This window comes from Candidatus Zixiibacteriota bacterium (genome assembly GCA_040753875.1).
Lineage (GTDB): Bacteria > Zixibacteria > MSB-5A5 > GN15 > FEB-12 > DATKJY01.
Map to the genome: position 1 here is coordinate 1 of JBFMDV010000022.1, position 21,944 is coordinate 21,944.

Here is a 21,944-nt window from a genome sequence, read left to right on the forward strand (position 1 = left end):
GCAGCGGCGTTGTGGTCGTGAAGGAGGGTGTCGTGCCGTCGGCATCAGCCGCCGAAACTACGAAATTGAGTGTTGCACCTTCCACGACCGATCGCGGACCGATCGTCGCCAGTACCGGCGCCTGGTTGACGTTGGTCACGGTTATGACCACTTGCTCGGAATCGATGATCGTGCCATCGGAAGCATAAAACATCACATTGAACGTACCAGCCTGGCTGAAGCTCGGATTGAAGTTGAATGTACCGGTGCCGTTGCCGTTGTCGGTAAACGTGGCGTTCGCCGGAAGCGGCGTGGTGGTTGTCAGGATCGGCGTGGTGCCGTCTGGGTCAGTCGCCGACACGCCAAAATTCAGATTAGCCCCTTCGTTCACCGAACGAGGACCGATCGCCGCCAGCACGGGCGCCTGGTTGACGTTGTTAACCGTGATGACAACCTGCTCGGAGTCGATAGCGATGCCGTCCGAGGCGTAGAATGTCACGTTGTAAGTGCCCGCTTGTGCGAAGGTCGGATTGAAGTTGAAGGTCCCTGTCCCATTGCCGTTATCGAGGAAAGTGGCATTGGTCGGAAGCGGTGTTGTCGTAGTCAGGATCGGCGTAGTACCGTCGGCATCGGTGGCCGAGACGCCGAAATTCAGGTTGGCTCCCTCGTTCACCGATCGCGGGCCGATGGTTGCTAACACCGGCGCAATATTGCCAAGGTATGTGTACCCTCCGGTAAGCGTGCCTGACAGAGCCGAGGCGGTGTTAGTCACGACCACATTGGCCGCACCGGCCGTGCCGGCCGGCGTGACACCGTTGATCTGGAAGGGGGATACAACGGTGACGGAGGTCATGGCGGCGCCGCCGATCGTGGCAGTGGCGCCATTGATATCGAAACCGGAGCCGGCAATCACGACCGAAGTTCCGCCAAACGCCGAACCGGTGTTTGGTGCTATGGAGGCTATGAACGGAGCTACCGGTGCAGCAGTGTTGACAGTCAGGATTGTGGAATGCGGGCCCAGGTTGCCGGAAGCATCCTGAGCGATCAGCAGGTAATGGAATGAACCGCCACCGCTAACAGTGTTATCAACGAAGAAACTGTCGGCCACACCGGGATTGGTCAACAAACCGGCAGGATTGTCAATCCGGAAGAACGAACCGCCGGAGGTTGCGGGGCGCCGATACACGTGATATGACTGCCCGGCCACGCGCGTCCATGTGAGAACAACTGAAGTGGTAGAAACCACACGCCCGGCCATACCGGCGGGTGACGCCGGCCACACCACCGTCCCCAGGGTAATATCTTCCTGCTGGAACGAGTTGTTCGGAATCGGCTTGGCCAGCACCGCCCCTTCTCCATTAGTCGTATTGAAGAACCGGTACATGTACGGGTTCCCGGGCGTCTTGGAGAGAAAATTCTGGAAATCATCGAACCAGTTGCCGGCATCGTACCCGGCGCCAATCGAGGATTCCAGTCGGATCTCATCGTCGGTGTTGTCGGTGAAGCCGTAAAAGCTGATCTCCCCGTTGGCCGGGGTGGTCAGATTGGCGTTCCGCACCACGCCGAATATGGAGCCTTGCGCGAACGCCACCGATGTATGCAATAACAGCAGCAGTATTGAAAGTCCAATCAACCTCTGCATCCTAAACAGACCTAATCTCCTTGCCACTCTGGCACCTCCATATATGTCGAAGCACTTTCTTCCCATAGCATTCTCCTGCCGTTAATGCGGAAAGACGTCGTTGATGGCATTGTTGGCCTGATACGGACGTCCTGCTCTCACCGGGAAATTGACGCCAAACCCTGCGGCAAAGCGCGACTGATAGCTCTGTGACGCCGCCACAAAGTTGTTGAGCGTGTTGAAGCTCCCGGGAGCGTTATTAAGCACATCCTGTGCGGTCAGGAACTGCGACTCTCGGTCGAAGGGTACCGACAGGAAACTGTAATCCGTGGTTGCGGTGGTGACCAGTTGGTAACTGATGGCCCCGGGGGCAGGGACACGACCCGCCACCGAGAAGATGGTCGCGGCGGCAGCGTTCACCTGATACACACCGCCGGGGATGACAGTGAAATTGACACCAAAGCCGGCGGCGAACCGAGATTCGAAGCTCTGCGACGTGGGCCGATAATTGTTCACCGTACGCACGCTGGTTCGGCCGATAGCGTCGATCAACTGATCAGCTGTTGTGATGCCGCTATTCTCAAACGGTACACAGATCAGGTTGAAGCTGGTTGTGGCCGTTGTAACGATCAGATAATCGTATTCGCCCACCCGGTTGGAGACCGCCGACCGGTTGCCGTAAATGTCATAAGCCAGGACCACATAGAAGTACTGGTGAAGCGTATCTCCGACCACATTGACGCCAAAAATATTGTTGTCGATAAACGTCTGCGTCGTCGCCGAGACAGCGCCGATGGAATCAAAGGAGCTGGGGGTGAAGTAGGCCATGGTATCCCGATAGACGATATACCCGCCAATGGAGGTCGGCACGTTGGCTGTGTCGACCGTAATCGCCGACCAGTTCAAAACAATGTTATCCGCCGAAATGGCTATAGCGAGGTCCGCGATGGCCTGCGGCGGAGCCGCGTTGATCGCGCTCACCTGAACCGTATCGGGAACGGAGAATAGGGAACCGTCGGACACAATGAGCTCGAACGCGTAGGTCGCCGGAAGCGGCGGGACGAACGAAGGAGTTGCGGTGCTGCTGCTGTTCAGTGTCACGAGCGGCCCGCTCACCTGCGTCCAGCCATATGTTATGGCCTGGGCGTCCGGATCGAACGACGCCGTTCCGTCCAGTAGGACCGTGGAATTCACGAATACATCTATCTGGTCGGCGCCGGCGTTCGCGACCGGCAGTCGGTTGGTATTGCCAACGGTAATAGCCACAACCTCACTGTCAACGTACTGGCCATCCGAGGCGTAGAAGGTGACGCTATACGCGCCGGACTGCGTGAAATTCGGAGTCCAGTTGAACGACCCGGTGCCGTTTCCATTATCGGCAAAGGTCGCGCCCAAGGGGAGTGCTGTCGTGGTCAGAACCGGGAAGGTTGCATCCGGATCGGAGGCCGACACGGCAAAGTTGAGATTGGCGTTTTCGTTCACCGATTTTGCCCCAACAGCAGCCAGTACCGGCGGCAGATTCACCTGATTCACGGTGATCACCACCAGTTCGGAGTCCGTGTCGACGCCGTCCGATGCATAGAAGGTGACCGGGTAAGTGCCCGCCTGAGCAAAAGTAGGCGTCCAGCTAAAGGCGCCGGAACCATCCCCGTTGTCAAGGAAGGTCGCGCCAGTTGGAAGTGTCGAGGTCGTCAGTGCCGGGATATTCCCGTCACCGTCAGTGGCCGTCACGCCGAAGGCCAGATTCACGTTTTCATCGACCGTCTTGGGACCGATAGTCGCCAGGACCGGCGGCTGGTTGACGTTGCCGACCGTGATCTGCACAACTTCCGAATCCACCGCGGCTGAGTCATCAGTTGCGAAGAACGTAACACTGTAAACGCCGGACTGCGCGAGGGTGGGGGTCCAGTTGAAAACGCCCGTGCCATTGAGATTGTCCACGAACGTAGCGCCGACGGGCAACGGTGTGGCCGTAAGCACCGCTATAGTGCCGTCAATATCGGTAGCCGATACGTTGAAGTTCAGATTGGCGGCCTCAGCCACCGACTTGGATCCGATCGGCGCAAGCACCGGCGGAGCATCGGCGTTCAGAACGGAGATGATGACAACCTCGCTGTCGCGCAGAGACCCGTCTGATGCGTAGAACGTCACCACGTACGAGGCCGCCTGAGTGAAGCCGGGAGTCCAGTTGAACGTGCCGGTCCCATTGAGATTATCGACGAATGTCGCGCCCAGCGGCAACGACGACGTCGTCAACGCGGGTGTCGTGGCGTCCGGGTCGCTGGCCGTCACCACCACGTTCAGATTCCGGTTTTCGTAGACCGATTTCGGCCCGATCGTCGCCAGTATCGGCGCCTGGTTGCCTGCCTCGATGACAGTAACCGACACGACCTCGGAATCCGTGAGGGCGCCATCGGTAGCCCTGAATACTATCGAATACGATCCGGCTTGTATGAACGTCGGCGTCCAATCGAATGTACCGGAGCCGTTGCCGTTATCGACGAAGCTTGCGCCGGACGGCAGCACCGAGGTCGAGAACGACGGGATCGTCGCATCCGGGTCGGTGGCCGAGACATTAAATGTCAACCGAATCCCCTCGGTGGTTGAGCGCGCGCCGATCGTTGCCAGCACGGGCGACTGATTGCCTGCCTCCGTGACGGTAATGACGATCCTCTCCGAATCCACCGCGACACCGTCAGACGCGTAGAACGTGACCGGGTAACTTCCGGCCTGGATGAAACTCGGTGTCCAGGAGAAATTGCCGCTGCCGTTGCCGTTGTCTACAAAAGTCGCGCCGGTCGGCAGGGTTGATGTCGTAAGAGCCGGAATTGTCGAATCCGGATCAACAGCCGTTATCCCGAAGGCGAGCAGTACATTTTCGGAGGTAGTTCGATTTCCAACCGCCGCCAGCAATGGCGCCTGGTTACCGGCATCGATCACCGTGATACTTACAACCTCGGAGTCAACCGCCAGCGAATCATCGGTGGCCCGGAACGTGATCGAGTATACACCGGCTTGATTGAAGACCGGCACCCAACTGAAAGTGCCGGTGCCATTGTTGTTGTCTACAAACGATGCGCCGCTCGGCAGCGTTCCGGTGGTCAGGGTCGGGGAGCCTCCCTCGGCGTCCGTTGCACTTATACCAAACGAGAGAATCACGCCTTCGGTCGTGCTTCGAGAACCGATAGCGGCCAGAACGGGCGGTTGATTGCCGGCATCGATAACGGTGATGACAATCGCCTCCGTATCACGCAGCACACCGTCGGTTGCAAAGAAGGAGACATTGTAAGTCCCCGACTGGACGAAATCAGGCGACCATGTGAAACTCCCTGTGCCGTTACCGGCATCGACAAAGCTCGCCCCGCGCGGCAGCGTAGAACTGGTGAGCACAGGCGTGGTGCCATCGGGATCGGACGCGATTACCCCGAAGGCAAGGGTGAGTCCCTCAGTGATAGACTGTGGCCCGACTGGCGCGATAATCGGTGCACGGTTACCGGCCTCAAGTACGTTTATCGAGACAATTTCTGAATCCGTCAACGAGCCGTCCGATGCACGAAAAACGACATTATATCCGCCGGATTGGGTGAACGATGGCGTCCAGTTGAACGTGCCTGTTCCATCGCCGTTATCGACGAAGGTCGCACCGGTCGGCAGCGTGCCGGTCGACATGATCGGAGTTGTACCGTCCGGGTCCGTCGCCGCCGTGCCAAACGTGAGGTTGACCCCTTCGGTTGTTGATTTCGCTCCGATCGACGCCAACACCGGCAGCTGATTGCCGGCATCGAGCACCGTAATTGCCACAACCTCCGAGTCCACCAGTAAGCCATCACTGGCCCGGAAGGTGACGTTGTACGTCCCGGCCTGAGTGAAACCGGGGGTCCAGATGAACGAACCGGTGCCGTTGCCGTTGTCTGCAAATGATGCACCGCTTGGAAGTGTTGAGGTCGTAAATGTCGGCGTCGTGCCGTCAGGATCACTCGCTGAAATCGCAAACGCCAGGTTGATCCCCTCTGTTGTCGTCTTGCTGCCGATGGTCGCCAGGACCGGCGGCTGATTACCGGCATCGATAACCGTGATAGCAACCGTTTCCGTATCTATAGCGACACCATCGGTGGTTCGGAATGTCACATTGTATGCTCCGGCCTGAATGAAGCTCGGCGTCCAATTGAATGTCGCGGTTCCGTTACCGTTATCGACAAACGTGGCACCGCTGGGGAGAGCCGAGGTCGTGAACGTGGGCGTCGTGCCGTCAGGGTCGGACGCGGAGATGACAAAATTCAGATTGACACCCTCGGTCGTAGACTTGCTGCCAATAGCCGCCAGCACCGGCGCCTGGTTGCCGGCGTCCGCCACGGTGATAGCAACGATCTCTGAGTCGGTTGCGATGCCATCGCCGGCTCGGAACGTCACATTGTACGATCCGGCCTGTACAAAACCAGGCGTCCAGCTAAACGTTCCGGTGCCGTTGCCATTGTCGACAAAGGTTGCGCCTGTTGGCAGTGTACCGGACGTCATGATCGGTGTTGTGCCGTCGGGATCGGTAGCCAACGTCCCGAACGTGAGATTCGCCCCCTCAGAAGTTGATTTGGCACCGATCGCGGCCAGTACCGGTGCCTGGTTTCCAGCTTCGTTCACCGTGATAACAATCGTTTCGGAATCTATAGCCGCGCCATCAGTAGCCCGGAAGGTAACATTGTACGGTCCCGCTTGCGTGAATCCGGGCGTCCAACTAAACGTACCCGTGCCATTGCCATTGTCGACGAACGTCGCACCGCTCGGAAGAGTCGAGGTTGTGAAGGTGGGAGTCGTTCCGTCAGGATCGGTTGCTGAAACGCCAAACGAAAGATTAATCCCCTCCGTAACCGATTTGTTGCCGATCGCCGCCAGTACCGGCGCCAGGTTGCCGGCATCGATAACCGTAATTGCCACCCTTTCGGTATCCGTGGCAACACCATCCGTAGTTCGGAAAGTCACATTGTACAATCCGGCTTGTGTGAAATCGGGCGTCCAATTGAACGTCCCGGTTCCGTTGCCGTTATCGACGAACGTGGCACCGCTGGGGAGAGTCGAGGTTGTAAACGTGGGCGTCGTGCCATCCGGATCGGATGCCGAGATCACGAAATTCAGATTGACGCCCTCGGTCGTCGACCTGTTGCCGATTATCGCCAGTACCGGTGCCTGGTTGCCGGCATCATTTACTGTGATGACTATGGTTTCGGAATCAGTGGCGGTGCCGTCGGCAGCCCGGAAGGTAACGTTGTACGGTCCAGCCTGCGTGAAACCGGGTGTCCAACTGAATGTCCCGGTTCCATTACCATTGTCGGCGAAGATGGCGCCGCTCGGAAGAGTGGAGGTCGTGAAGGATGGTATCGTACCGTCCGCATCAGTGGCCGACACATTGAACGTGAGGTTAAGCCCCTCCGTAACTGAACGGTTGCCAATAGCTGCCAGTACCGGCGTCTGGTTGCCGGCTTCATTCACGGTGATCGTCACGATCTCCGTATCAACCAGTACGCCATCGCTGGCACGGAAGGTGACATTGTATATCCCCGCTTGAGTAAAGCCCGGCGTCCACGTGAACGAACCGGTGCCGTTGCCGTTATCGACGAACGAAGCTCCGCCTGGAAGAGCCGAGGTCGTGAACGTAGGGGTCGTCCCATCGGGATCGGAGGCAGAGATCGCAAACGAGAGATTGACCCCCTCGGTAACCGATTTGTTGCCGATTGCCGCCAGCACCGGCGCCAGATTGCCGGCGTCGAACACCGTTATGACGATTACTTCGGAATCGGTAGCGACACCGTCGGTCGCGCGGAATGTCACATTGTACGGACCCGCCTGGGTGAAGCCGGGGGTCCAATTGAATGTCCCGGTCCCATTGCCGTTATTTGTAAATGTCGCCCCTGTCGGCAGAGTCGAGGTCGAAAGCACCGGCGTTGTGCCGTCGGGGTCAGTGGCCGAGATGTCGAAAGTCAGATTAACACCCTCAGTAGTCGATCGATTGCCCACCGCCGCCAGAACCGGAGGCTGGTTACCGGATTCGAATACATTAATGGAAATTCGTTCCGAATCGATCACCAGACCATCGGAAGCATAGAAGGTCACGTTATATGAACCGGCCTGGGTGAAACCGGGCGTCCAGCCGAAGCTGCCGGTACCGTTGCCGTTGTCGACAAAGGTGGCGCCGGCAGGCAGTGTCGAGGTCGTGAATGCGGGTATGGTCGAATCAGGATCCGCTGCTGAAACCTGGAAGCTGAGATTCACTCCTTCTGTAGTCGCCTTATTCCCGATGGACGCGAGAACCGGCGCCTGATTGCCGGCCTCAAGAACCGTGATCAGAACCACTTCCGAATCGACTGCAGAGGAATCATCGCGGGCATAGAATGTCACGTTGTACGAGCCGGCGCGATTGAAAGTCGGAGTCCAGACAAAGGTACCGGTCCCGTTCAGGTTGTCTACAAATGTGGCTCCGGCCGGAAGTGTACTCGTCGTCAGGCCCGGCGTGGTGCCATCGGGATCCGATGACGATACGCCGAACGTGAGATTGACACCTTCGGTGGTGGAGCGGTTGCCGATGGCCGCCAGGATCGGGGGTAGATTCACCTGATTGACTGTGATACTGACAATCTGCGAATCTCGAAGTGCTCCGTCGGATGCAAAGAACGTGACAGTGTATGAACCTGCCTGACCGAAGTCGGGACTGAATGTGAAGGTACCGGTGCCATCGAGATTGTCCACGAATGAGGCGTTGGTCGGTAACGGAAGCGAACTTGTAAGCGCCGGGATGGTGCCGTCAGGATCGGTCGCCGACACGGGCAAATTCAGCACCTGTCCCTCACTGACTGCCTGGGCGCCGATTGCCGTCATCACCGGCCTGAGGTTCACGTTGTTGACCGTGATCACGACCAGTTCCGAATCGACAGCCACGCCGTCGGACGCGTAGAACGTCACATTGAATGTACCCGATTGCGTGAAATCCGGATTGAAATTGAACGTACCGGTACCGTTGCCGTTGTCTACGAATGTCGCGTTGGCCGGAAGGGGCACGGTGGTAGTCAGCGCGGGAGTGGTCCCATCAGCATCGGTGGCTGAGACGCCAAAATTAAGATTTGCACCCTCGTTCACCGAACGAGGACCGATTGACGCCAGAACCGGTAGCTGATTCACTCCGCCGACAGTGACCGTCACAACTTCCGAATCCGTGATCGAGCCGTCGGACGCATAAAACGTGATGGTATAGACTCCCGCCTGTGTGAAATCAGGGCTGAAATTAAACGTCCCGGTCCCGTTGCCGTTGTCGATGAACGTCGCATTGGCCGGAAGCGGTGTAGTCGTGGTCAGGATCGGCGTCGTGCCATCCGGATCGGATGCCGAAACACCGAAGTTCAAGTTGGATCCTTCATTTACGCTGCGAGGACCAATGGTGGCAAGAACGGGCGCTTGATTCACGTTGTTAACAGTGATGACTACTTGCTCTGAATCAATGATCGATCCATCAGAGGCATAAAACGTCACGTTGACCGTCCCGGCTTGAGTAAAGTCTGGATTGAAATTGAACGTGCCGGTACCGTTTCCATTGTCAACGAACGTCGCGTTGGTCGGCAGGGGGGTTGTGGTTGTCAGGAGCGGTGTTGTCCCGTCAGCGTCAGTCGCCGAGATGCCAATGTTCAGATTGGCGCCTTCATTCACAATGCGCGGACCGATTGCCGCGAGAACGGGCGCCTGATTCACATTGTTGACAGTGATGACGACCTGCTCTGAATCAATGATCGAGCCATCCGACGCATAGAATGTCACGTTGAACGTACCGGCTTGCGTGAAGTCCGGATTAAAATTGAAAGTCCCCGTGCCGTTCCCGTTGTCAACGAAGGTCGCGTTGGCCGGCAGCGGTGTAGTCGTGGTCAGGATCGGTGTCGTGCCATCCGGATCGGATGCCGAAACACCGAAATTCAGGTTGGATCCTTCATTTACGCTGCGAGGACCAATGGCGGCAAGGACGGGCGCTTGATTCACGTTGTTAACAGTGATGATTACTTGCTCTGAATCAATGATCGATCCATCAGAGGCATAAAACGTCACGTTGACCGTCCCGGCCTGAGTAAAGTCCGGAGTGAAGTTGAACGTCCCCGTCCCATTGCCGTTGTCAACGAAAGTTGCGTTGGTCGGCAGGGGGGTTGTGGTCGTCAGGAGCGGTGTCGTCCCATCGGCATCAGTCGCAGAGACAGCGAAGTTCAGATTCGCGCCTTCATTCACACTGCGCGGACCGATTGTCGCGAGTACCGGTGCCTGATTCACATTGTTGACCGTGATGACGACCTGCTCGGAATCGATGATCGACCCATCAGATGCGTAGAACGTCACGTTGAACGTCCCAGCCTGAGCGAAATCCGGGTTGAAATTGAACGTCCCGGTCCCGTTCAGATTGTCAGTAAAGGTAGCGTTGGCTGGAAGTGGGGTCGTGGTGGTCAGGATCGGTGTTGTCCCATCGGCGTCAGTCGCAGAGACAGCGAAGTTTAGATTCGTGCCTTCATTCACACTGCGCGGACCGATTGTCGCCAGTACCGGAGCCTGGTTCACATTGTTGACCGTGATCACGACCTGCTCTGAATCAATGATCGATCCATCCGAGGCATAGAATGTCACATTGAATGTGCCGGCTTGCGTGAAGTCCGGATTGAAGTTGAACGTTCCGGTCCCGTTGCCGTTGTCAATGAATGTCGCATTGATCGGAAGCGGTGTGGTTGTAGTTAGTATCGGTGCTGTACCATCAGGATCGCTCGCGGACACGCCAAAGTTCAGATTCGCCCCCTCATTTACTGCCCGCGGTCCGATCGCAGCAAGAACAGGTGCTTGATTCACATTATTGACCGTTATAGCCACCTGTTCGGAATCTATGATCGCCCCGTCGGACGCATAGAACGTCACGTTGATCGTCCCGGCCTGCGTGAAGTCCGGATTGAAGTTGAATGTTCCGGTCCCGTTGCCATTATCCACAAATGTCGCATTGGCAGGCAGCGGCGTCGATGTTGACAGAATAGGTATGGTGCCATCGGCATCGGTCGCTGATATGCTGAAGTTCAGATTGGCCCCTTCGACGACGGAGCGCGGGCCGATGGTCGCCAGAACGGGTGCCTGGTTGCCTGCCTCGGTCACCGTGATCGCCACGATCTCCGAGTCGATAGCCGTGCCGTCGGAGGCACGAAACGTGATGTTGTACACACCGGCCTGGGTGAAGTCCGGAGTAAAGTTGAATGTGCCGGTCCCATTGCCGTTATCGATAAACGTGGCGTTGGCGGGCAACGGCGTCGAAGTCGTCATGATCGGCGTCGTACCATCCGGATCAGTTGCGGAGACGTTGAAGTTCAACGTGGCATTCTCTGCTACTGAGCGCGCACCAATTGCGGCCAGGATCGGAGTCTGGTTGCCGGCCTCTGTGACGGTGACCGCGACAATCTCGGAGTCAATCGCAGTGCCGTCCGAGGCGCGGAAGGTGATATTGTAGACACCTGCTTGCGTGAAGCTTGGGCTAAAGTTAAACGTGCCGGTGCCGTTGCCGTTGTCAACAAACGTCGCATTCGTCGGCAGCGGCGTTGTGGTCGTGAAGGAGGGTGTCGTGCCGTCGGCATCAGCCGCCGAAACTACGAAATTGAGTGTTGCACCTTCCACGACCGATCGCGGACCGATCGTCGCCAGTACCGGCGCCTGGTTCACATTATTGACCGTGATTGTAACCTGCTCGCTGTCAACGTCGGTCGTGACAGCATCGGTGGCATAAAACGTGATAATTATGGTGCCCGCCTGAGTGAAATCCGGGTTAAATGTGAATGTCCCTGTACCGTTGAGATTATTGACAAACGATGCGTTCGGCGGCAACGCAGAGGTGGACATCACCGGAGTGGTGCCGTCCAGGTCGGTGGCCGTATCGTTGAAGGTTAATGTGAGCCCTTCGTCGATAGCTCGCGCACCGATCGGATTGAGCACAGGCGGCGCGGTTTGCGCCGCGGCAGTGGCCACAATGACCGTCAGAAGCCCCGTGAGGAGAAGCAGTCTCTTATGCATAACAGTATCCCAACCTACTTGCCCTATTTGAGGAAAAGCATCTTCCGGGTTTGACTTTCAGACCCCACCGTCAAGCGATACAGATAGACACCGGTCGCAACCCGTTGCCCGGAATTCGAGGTTGCATCCCATTCCACTTTGTGATCGCCTGCGCTCATAGGTCCATCAACGAGCGTCTTCACCCTCTGCCCGAGTATGTTGAAGATATCCAGATTCACCTGCGATTCGCCGCCACCGGCGACATAGAACTCGATGGTCGTCGACGGGTTGAACGGGTTCGGATAATTCTGCCGCAACATGAACGTCTGCGGCAACTCAGCATCAACTCCGGACACTTCGACGGCCCCGGCGGTCGAGGTCGACAGCAGCGCCTGGGTCAGCCGGAGCTGGCTCTTGTTTCCTACTTTTATATCGGAACGAGCGATGATAGGTACATTCACCAGGTCCGCCGTCCCCACCTGAAGCAACTCGTTTTCCTTGAACGGCGCCATGTGATACAACACGATTTTCAGTCGGCCGTTGCCGTCATCACGATACTGCAGTGTGAAATTGCCGTTGTCCGCCGTCTTGGACGGCATCCCCAGACCTACCGAGCTCGGGTCGTACTGAAGCTCCAGTTGAACGCCGGCGATCTGCTCCGGAAGCTCCGATTTGACTTTAAGAATATCCTGGCTCCCCTGGGACATATCACTGTACGCCAGCGATACGATGGCATGGTCCTTTGGGGTGACGGGCGCCGGTGAAACCGGTATGCCATAAATAAGATTGACATCGGCTACTAAGTCGAACACGTCGACGAATAAGTCGGTGATCAGGTCACCGGCATCGAACTGCCGCGAGTTCAAATTGAAGTTGCCGATAATACTCCCGACAATACTCACCGGGTCGGCCACGTCGATAATCTGGTCGAGGTTGACGTCTCCGCGCTGGTCGATAAACACGACACCCGAATCGGTCACCAGCTCAACGGATCCGATATTGGGATTCGGATTGATCGACTCCCGTCCGCCGGTCAGTCTCATTCGGGCGTTGTTCCACGGAACGGCGGTGGAATCGATCGATACCACCACAAACAACACAGCCGTCGGGTTTAGCGTGTCAGTCGTGTCCTGCTCGATCACCGGTTCATTGTTGAGCCCGAATGTCACGACGCGAATATCCCCCGGTGTCTGGCCAATGTTATCGTATATGACATACTCAGGAATGCGTCCGCTCGGAACAACCGAATCGACCGTCAGGACAGTGCGCGGATAATTGAGGTCAAACTGAATACCATAGACGGTCTTTGAACTCACCAGGTTGACCGGGAAAAACACTCCCTCTTTGCCGGGCAGACCGCCCACCGGCCGCTGACCTTCCACCGAGGTGGAAAACAGTCGGTCGAACTGAAGCTGCTCGACCACGATGGTAACGGTGAGAGTCCCCACATTCCCCTGTGGGTCCTGCGCCCGAAATTGCACCTGGAACGTCCCTACCTGGCTTGTGCTCGGCACCCAACTGAACGAGCTGCTGACTGAGTTGAGATTAGTGGCCGACGGGAATGATGCCCCTAGCGGCATGGTCGCCGAATTAGCCGACAGCGTTATCTGCCCCCCCTCCGCATCGGTGGCTGATACAGTGAATGAGACCGTCTCGCCGGCCTTGAGTGTATACAAGCCTTGTGGCGCTGTAACAACAGGCGCTCCGGCAGTAGTTCCACCTACGGTGATCGTGAGACTTGCAGTATCCCGGTTTGGTTCGTTATAGGCAATCGCTCGGTACGTTGTCGTCACCGTCGGGCTCACGTTCACGATACCAACAGAGGAGGTGCTGCTTCGGAACGGCGTCGTACTGGGCAAAGCAAAAATGGCTACCGAATCGGCGTCAGTGGTGAGCCAGGTCAGAGCCACCGTTGCACCTGCTGTTATGGACGAGTCGGTCGCCTCAATTTGCACCGTCGGCACTGCTGCCAAGGGAGTAGTGTCTACTTTGAAGGCGGTCGTAGGCGTCTGCGGATAGACAGTGTTGCTGAAAGTTGCGCCTCCCAGCGTCCAGGCCTGTGCCTCTTCGGTCATATCGCAGGCAATCGCGATACTGTCGATTCCGTTTGGCGCAAGAACACGCGTCGTTTTCATGAAGAAATTGAACTGTCCGGAATCTCCAATCGCGGCAAGTGGATTCACTATGAACTTTATTCCGAACACAACGTCATCGCCGGCCTCAATACTGTCCAGCACGAACTCCGGACTTGTCGTATCGGTAGGATCGAAATAAGGGTTCGGACGATACGAGGCCAGGACGCTCACCACATCCCTTCGATTAGGATAGAAGAAGGCGCTAAACCCATTAAGCGTGTCGGTGTTGTTTTGGACCGGATATGTTGTGTCGACAAGATAGCGTGGACTCATGATCACAAACTCGATTGCCGTAGAATCGGTAGGTGGGATCATCGGACTGAGCTTGGTCGTATCATATTGGATGAGCATTCGGAAGCTGACGATGTTGGAGTCGTTCTTGATACGCACCGGGGCAACGACCGTGTCTCCGGGACCACCATTGAAACGCTGAACATATACCAGGTCCAGAGGGGATCGCCCGCGGTCCTCGCAAGGCGTTACCGGTGTCTGCGCCCGCAGGTCAGCCGAAAACACCCCAAGAAGCACCAGGCTCAAAAAAACAAGCTTGATTAGTCTCATAGCCGCCTCAGTATGTAAATATGACATCTTCTCCATCACAGTTCTCCCATCACCCTCTATTTCAAAAGCATCATCTTTCGTGTTTCATTCCCAGCGGGCGTCTCCAGACGGTAGAAATAAACTCCGGACCCGACCGACTCTCCCCGCTCGTCCCGACCATCCCACACGACCGTGTGATTTCCAGCGGCGTAGTCGCCATCGGCAACTGTCCGCACCGTACGTCCAAGCAGATCGAACACAGTCAGGGTGATGCGCCCGCTCTGCGGAAGCGCAAAACTGATTGTCGTCTCAGGGTTGAACGGATTCGGATAATTCTGCCCGAGCACGAACGTACTCGGCACATTCGACGTGCCCGAACTCATCGTTACATTCACATACCGCCCGTCGGCGCCGGCCATATCAACCCTGGTAATCTCCGACAGACTCACACCTGCCATGCTCAGAATGTCGTGCATCCCTGCGGGCATGGCGTGCCCCTCGAGGCTGTATATCAACACTCGCGTAACTGAGCCGTCCTGTCGGACCTCCGTGGTCATATTCGAGATCGCGGGGAATTGGGACACCAGGTCGGCACTCCCCTGATATTCGAGGTATATGGCGCCAACGGCAAACGAAGCGTCGTACGACAGCACGCAGGCATCCGCTCCGGCGCTGCAACAGACTCGCGCCTCGAGCGGTGAGGTTTCGACCGGCTTGAGCGCCTCCAAACCCTGTACAATGACATTTATCAGCCGAACCAGATCGGCTACCGTGGCGACATAGCCATCGCCGTTGACATCCGAATTGGCAAACTGCAACGCATCGAACGGATACGCTGTCGGATTCATGAAGTGGTTGGTGAAATTCACCGCGTCGGCGATCTCGAACGGAATCCCGTTGAGGTTGATATCGCCGATACGAACGACCCCGATACTATTGATCATCACGAGGCCGTTCGTGTAAGCGATACCGGTTTGCGGAATTTTCACGCCGACGCTGTCTTTCATGGTGTTGTCGTTGTACACCGGTGTGTCGAAGAATACGAATCGAACCGGTATCCCCATCCCGGCGTAATCGATCGAATTGGCCGCCCGAAAGGAAATCGTAGTCACTGAGCCAGTTCCGACCCCAAGCGGCGTTCCGACACCAACGGCAGCGGCGCTCCCAATGATGCGAAGCCGTCCGGCAAAACCGCCATCGTTGTTTGTCACGGTATATGATTCGAAATACTCCACCCGTGTCCCGGTCTTGGTGGCCGTCATAAACGTCAGCACCGCCGGGTCGTAGCTGATGAGCAGATTGAAGGCCGACACAGGAAGTTCGTTCTGAAGCAACACGGTCACATCGACCAACTGCCCGGGGTCCACGGCCACCGTATCCAGAGACAACGTGTATAGCGTAGCCCTCTCCACCTGTATCTGCACGCGCGCCGTATCCGTCAGGCCGCCTGGATCGGACACAACAAAATCGACCGTCTTCAGACCGCTGTCGGTAATACCCGGCGTCCACGAGAAAGTGGCGGGGTTTGAGCCTGTCAGAGTCGACCCTGACGGCTGATTGAGCACCAGCCAGGTGACCGACTCGAAGTCCGGCTCGTATACGCTCAGACCAAAACTCAGATTCTGCCCGGCCTTCACGCTTTGGGACAATGGCGCCGTTATGACCGGGTTCCGGTTTTTGTTGGTGACTGTCACGAAAACATCCTTGTCGACCGAAAGAGCGCCATCGGAAACCCGGAAGGTGCACCGAAACGGCGATCCAGCCGACGAGTTCGGGCCAAGGAAATCCGGCATCCATGTCAACAGCCCGGAACCGTTCGTCCCTGGCGTAAAAACCGCTCCGGTCGGCTTGGTGAGGCAGGTCAAAGTGAGATTGTCAAGATCGGGATCGGTAGTCTGTATACTGAACTTCAGGCTGTCACCCTCCGCCACGGTCGGTTCCAGTGAGGGGACGAATTGCGGTGCGCGATTGACCGGTATCACGACAATCTTGCCGGCTTTGAACGCGGGGCGAATACTGGTCGAGGTCGTATTTTCGGTAAGCACCAATTCGCCGCCGGGTGCCATAAACTGTGAATCGATAACCAACACTTGTCCCGGAACAGCGCTCGACGAAACCCGAAACTGCAATGTGAAGATCATTCCGTCACCGACCGGAACGGGCGCTTCGGCAAGTTTCACCACGCTGACGACAAAATGGCCGACTATGGCAGGAACGCTGCTCGGGCTGATGATCTTCGACTGGATATATTCGCACCGCGATCCCACAAAGCTTATCGCAGTCAACGACAGCGTCGATGTGTCATATGCGAGCGGGACCGCAAGCGAAGACAATAGCTCATCGTTGCGCAAATTCACCCGGACGTTCACATCCTGCCCCGGATATGCGGTTAACGAGTCGATATACACGTTGTCAACTGCCCCAAAGTTGTCGGTCTGGGCGAGTAACGGGTCGCCGACAATGGTGAATACTACAATAAGTAAAAGTACCTCAAAATACCTCATAATCCCCAACACATAGCCTTATTCACAGCATGCGTCATCACAGGATGAGCAAGATTCGGACCAGAACACCTCTGTTGCTCGATTGGCGGCCTTTGGCTTCCGTGGCGGCCATCGATCAGTTTTTCAGCATGCCCAGGTCTTCTCTCAAGTCCCTGTAATGAGAAGCTACTTAGGGGCTTACCGGCACTATGCCGTATCAAACTCAGTCAGTAGCGATTTGGGCGGTGGGGCCTCTCTTTGTAAAAACGGCTGTGAGGTATTGCAAGGCGGGGTGGACTCTGTAACGCGGAGTCTGCAATCGTACGCAAAGCCGCAAGCGGCTGCGCAGCAGGCCATTCTTTAACAAAGGAAATCCGGCCTAAGTAATTGACGACGACAAAGATAACGTCAGTACAGTCACGTCGATTCAGGTCGTTGGTCATCGTCACTCTTCTCGCCGGTTCATCTCAACCGATCATTCTGTCAATCCGTTAGCTTAGTGCTCGATTTGGTCTCCTTCCGAAGTTATCCCCCGGAAGGGCGTGTGCCTTTCCGGGGGGAAATGAAGCAGTAATCGAAATGATTACTTCACCAGCATCATCTTCTTGGTATCAGAGAAGCTGCCGGCGTTCAGGGTGTAGAAGTACACGCCCGAACCGAAGTTGCTCATGTCGACTGACTGTACGACCGGACCGGCCTGGTTTTCACCAGCCAGAGTCATCACTTCCTGACCAATCACGTTGTAGATGGTCAGGGTCCACTTGGTGTTGACCTTCAAAGTGAAGCTGATCTGGGTGTTCGGGTTGAACGGGTTCGGATAGTTCTGATCCAGCGAGAAGCTGGTCGGAACGTTCTTCGCCGTCACCGGAGCACCGTCGGCTGTCGCCATCTCGATCGATACGATCTGGCCAGGAACGCTGACAAACGAACCAGAGAAGCTCTGGGTCGAACTCACGCCCTCGAACGGCGGGTAGACCAATATCTTGGTGTTCACGCCATCGAATTCATGGGCAATCGCCATGTTCTCGGCAAGCAGGGTCGGGGTCACGTTGCCCTGGGCCACGATGTACGCAGCGCCCATTTCAGCATCAACCGACACCACACCGTCCGTGACCGCGTAGTTCACGGCCACCGGGTTGATCTTCGGATACGGCTGAGCATCGCCGATGACCACACGAATCAGGTAGACCAGGTCGGCAACCGACAGGCCGATACCGTCAGCGTTGACATCGGAGGCAGCGATCTGACCATTCACGTTGATCGTGAAGGCGGCCAGACCCTTGATGAAGTAGTTGGTGTAGTTGACCGCGTCGGCGATTTCGTACGACAGACCGTTCAGGTTGATGTCACCGCGAGCATCGACGGAGTCGGCGCACACGATGTCAATACCACCGTTGATGAAGTCGATCGCAGGCACCGGCGCCGGCTTGCCCTGACCACCGCCGACGAGGCAGAAGTCCTGCACGCCGAGGTAGGTCGGGAAACCAACGCTGCCGTTCGCGATGTTCACCAGCGTGAACTCGTAGTCGGCCACGGTGCAGCTGACATACAGCTTGTCACCAGCGTCGTTCGAGAAGGTATTGTCTTCGCAACCCAGCCAGAAGAACCGGATCGGTACATACTGGCATTCCAGGGTCAGGTCATTGCTGACCAGGAAGTTCAGGCTGAACAGAGTCGTCGGAACGGACGGAGGCATGGTGCAAGCCGGATGGTTCGGACCATTGTTGGTCTCGGCCAGACCGACCACGCGGACCAGACCGCTCGGGCATCCGCCGCTGCAGTTGCCATCAGCGCCGTAACGATAGGTGAAATACTCCCAGCCGCAACCCGCCGGACCGAAAGCGGCGCCGAGAGAAGCGTTCTGGAAGGAGAGAGCGGAGTTGTCATAGGCGATCAGGATGTTAAAGCCGCCGAAACCCTCACCCGCGTCGCCGCGAATCAGAGTCACCGGCACTGACCAGTAACCGCCCTGCGGAACATTGTGCTCTTTCGAGATCTGCAGACCAAACGGGCAGCCCTCGATAATGTTCACAAACAGGCTGCAAGCGTCTGACAGATTGCCATCAGTTGCCGTCACCTCGATACCGAACAGCCCGCCCGGTGCGACCGGGTTGGCCGTGATCAGCCCCGTGTTCGGGTCGATGCTGATGGTACCGTTGTAGCCGGGATCCACAGTCATCGAATAAGTCAGCGGGTCGTTGCAGCCATCAGTCGCGTCGACATCGATGAGTCCGGTGTTACCGGTCGAGATCAACGTGGTGGTGCCGCACACGGGTGACTGAAGCACAGGCGCTTCGTTGGTCACAACGATGTTGACCGTGCAATCCGAACCGTCCTGAGCATCATTCGCGTCCACTACCAGAGTGATAGAGGCACCGACATCACCAAGCGTCGCACCATTCCACGACCATACGCCCGTGTTCGGGTCAATGGAGCCGGGGCCGGAAACGAGCTCGAACGTGTACGGATCCTGCTCAGGATCAGCAGCGTCGAAATCATAGGTAAAGGTGGTGCAGTGGCTGCCGGTAATGTTTACCGGGCAGTTTGTGATGTCAGGAGGAAGATTCGGTACGTTGTAGATGGTGTAGCAATATGGGCCACCCCATGACGGGAACCAGTTCAAACCACCGGGACCGGCCCATTTCCAGGTACCACCCGGACGGAAGAACGCAGAGTCGACACACACGTGCAAGCTGTCATCAGCCATATCAAATGTACCGATGCTCAGGCCATACGGCACGCCGTTGAAATTGGCCGGCATGCCCGCTGCGCTGATCTTCGCCCCGATGATACCGATAGTATCGGCATCCTTCGGAGTGTCGACCCCAGGCAGCGTGTCGAAAATGTTCATGGCGAAATTCAGATCCCAGTTGGAACGCGGAATCGCGCCGGTCAGGGTGTCGCCTGCCACCGGGCCGGACCACGTGGCGCCATCAGGCGAGTAAATCTCATATCCGTTGGAGATATTGAAATTGACTGCCCCGGCGTCAGTGTTGTTGTAGCGCAGCTTGAAAATGATCGGCGTGTTGGTCTTGACCGTGTCGATCGCACCACCGCCGAATTTCCCTACCACGTCATCAATCGTGATAGCACCCTGCTGCGCATACGAGAGCCCGAAAGAAAGAACGAGCACTGAAAAGAGAGCAACTAAAAATGAAATGCGCTTCATTTTTGTCTCCTATGTAGTTCATTACCAATTGCGAGTTGCTACGTCCGACAAAATCTTTTGCTTTCCCCTCAATTCCACTCTGCCTATCTCGGACGAGAGCCAATCAATCCAGGAAGGCATCGCGAGAATATTGGATTTCATCAAACGTTCTTTCTTTGAGCGCGTGTAATGATACCTCTTCTAAGCGTCCTCCTTTCCAGCTATGAATGTTTCCCTTGAGTTCGTGGCCCCGGTCGACCGGGGCCGGTTATCATTCGGTTCTGTTTTGTCGTTCATCTATCATATTGGCGTGTTCGGCCCGTCTTTGAGGCCGGTTATTTCCTCGTTAGGCGTACGCCGCATCAATTCACCTCTACGGACACGGCGGCAGCTCCGCCCCGAAGAACAAAAAGTCGATCAGTTTCTGCAGGTCCGAGATATCCACCTCGCCCGCCGGACTGCCATCCACATTTGCTTCATCCAGGCAGTCATTGACCTGCCCGCCGAAGAACAGAAAGTCGATCATGGTCGACAGGTCGGAGATATCGACAATATCACCCGGGTCCCCGTCGACATTGCCCGTGCTGCTCCCATTGCAGCAGCCCGGGAGCACGGTCAGCGAGCCATCCACCAGGAGAACCTTGCTGGTATCCAGAATCGCAACGGTATCGGTTTCGTAGGAGAGAGAGTCACAGGGAGGGAAGGTCACTTTGCGCCAGTCGACGCAATTGCCGCCAAGATACTGGAAACATCGCCAGCAGACCGTATCCGGTACATATATATGTGTAATGCCGATCGAGTTGCCGTTCGGCTTGGAGAAACTGAACTTGTCCATAAAATCGTGCTGGATGAATATCCGCACCGTCCGGTCCTGAAGGGTATCCGGGACGCTGAGAACGTCAGCCCGCAGCTTGAATAACGTTCCGCCCGACTGCGGCGGCCGCGGAGGTGTGGTAGGCCCCCCCAGTTGGTTCGCCAGGCCGGTCACCAAGAGGTCGGTGCCAACGCCCGACAGGGACCGCGTGGTGACATATTCCCAGCCCCGGATCAGGGTCCCCACAGTATCGATATTACCGATCTGGGCTTCGACCGTGTCCACGTGCATGAAATGCCAGCCCACGGACGTGTCCTTGGGAACCGACACGGAATCCACACAATTGGGGCCTGAATACTGGGTGCACCGCCAATACGTGGTATCCACCACCGTATCGAGTTCGGTCTGGAATTTGATGATGTCCGGACGGTTGGTCTGAAGCCAGACCGTGAAACCGGCGATCGTGTCAACGTAGTTGTCCATGTAAACCGTGACAACCGAGTTCTGTTCGCCGGAATTGCCGGTGGTGTCGCTCACGGTCACGACCAATTGGTAGACGGCCTGGGCGTTGGGAGCGAGGGTGAAAAGTGTTGTAAGCCCTAAAAGAAACCCGAGAAGCGCACTTGCTCGCCGAGTCCGAGAGTGACAGGACATGCCTGCCTCCTTCCTGACGTTGCTGAGAACCATCCCTTAGCTTTCTCCTTACAAAACGTGCCGCAAGCCGACCCTGACACGACACGATTCATCCGGCTGAGCCAAACGAACCCGCGCGAACTTGAAGTCGCCTCAACAGCCTCTGGCTATGTCGGTTTCTTTAGCAGTAGTGCGTTTGTAAGTAACCTGTTTGTAACCTTTCGGAACGCCCCCACAGCCGTCCGAAAAGGAGACCAACACTGACAGTTCAGCTTCGGAAAAGTCGCCGGCCCCTACTGAGCCGTGAGCAAGTGTGTTTCTCTACCTTGGAAATCGTCACCTATCATCCAGCGTCGAATATACCGACGAACGTGACTCTTGTCAACACAAAAAAGGGGATTCCTCACACTTTTTGGCGTCAATGGCCGATTTTCCTCTGATCATTGTCAGTCGCGCACACCAAGCGACCCGAATATGTCCCCTTGATGCGCGCACGGTTACATTTGCGTTTTTGAAACGCCACCGCCGATCCGGGTCTGCCGCCATGCAGCCAGGC

At 56.7% G+C, this 21,944-nt stretch carries 6 protein-coding genes; all 6 read right to left on the reverse strand.

Features of this window, described 5'->3' with window-relative positions; genetic code table 11:
* A partial coding sequence (locus AB1644_07340) for an Ig-like domain-containing protein (GenBank protein MEW6050859.1) occupies positions 1-1,687 on the reverse strand: 1,687 nt, incomplete at its 3' end.
* A gap of 15 nt (positions 1,688-1,702) precedes the next feature.
* On the reverse strand, positions 1,703-11,656 hold the full coding sequence (locus AB1644_07345) for a tandem-95 repeat protein (GenBank protein ID MEW6050860.1): 9,954 nt from the start codon (positions 11,654-11,656) through the stop codon (positions 1,703-1,705).
* Between the two features lie 23 nt (positions 11,657-11,679).
* On the reverse strand, positions 11,680-14,331 hold the full coding sequence (locus tag AB1644_07350; protein ID MEW6050861.1) for a FlgD immunoglobulin-like domain containing protein: 2,652 nt from the start codon (positions 14,329-14,331) through the stop codon (positions 11,680-11,682).
* 56 nt (positions 14,332-14,387) lie between these two features.
* Positions 14,388-16,814 carry a cohesin domain-containing protein gene (locus tag AB1644_07355; GenBank protein MEW6050862.1) on the reverse strand — a complete coding sequence of 809 codons (2,427 nt, stop codon included), beginning with the start codon at positions 16,812-16,814 and terminating at the stop codon, positions 14,388-14,390.
* Positions 16,815-17,376: 562 nt separating this feature from the next.
* Entirely contained in the window at positions 17,377-19,962 is a 2,586-nt protein-coding gene (locus AB1644_07360) for a T9SS type A sorting domain-containing protein (protein MEW6050863.1), read from the reverse strand.
* 352 nt (positions 19,963-20,314) lie between these two features.
* Positions 20,315-21,409, reverse strand: a complete 1,095-nt coding sequence (locus AB1644_07365) for a hypothetical protein (protein MEW6050864.1) — start codon at positions 21,407-21,409, stop codon at positions 20,315-20,317.
* Positions 21,410-21,944: the final 535 nt, after the last annotated feature.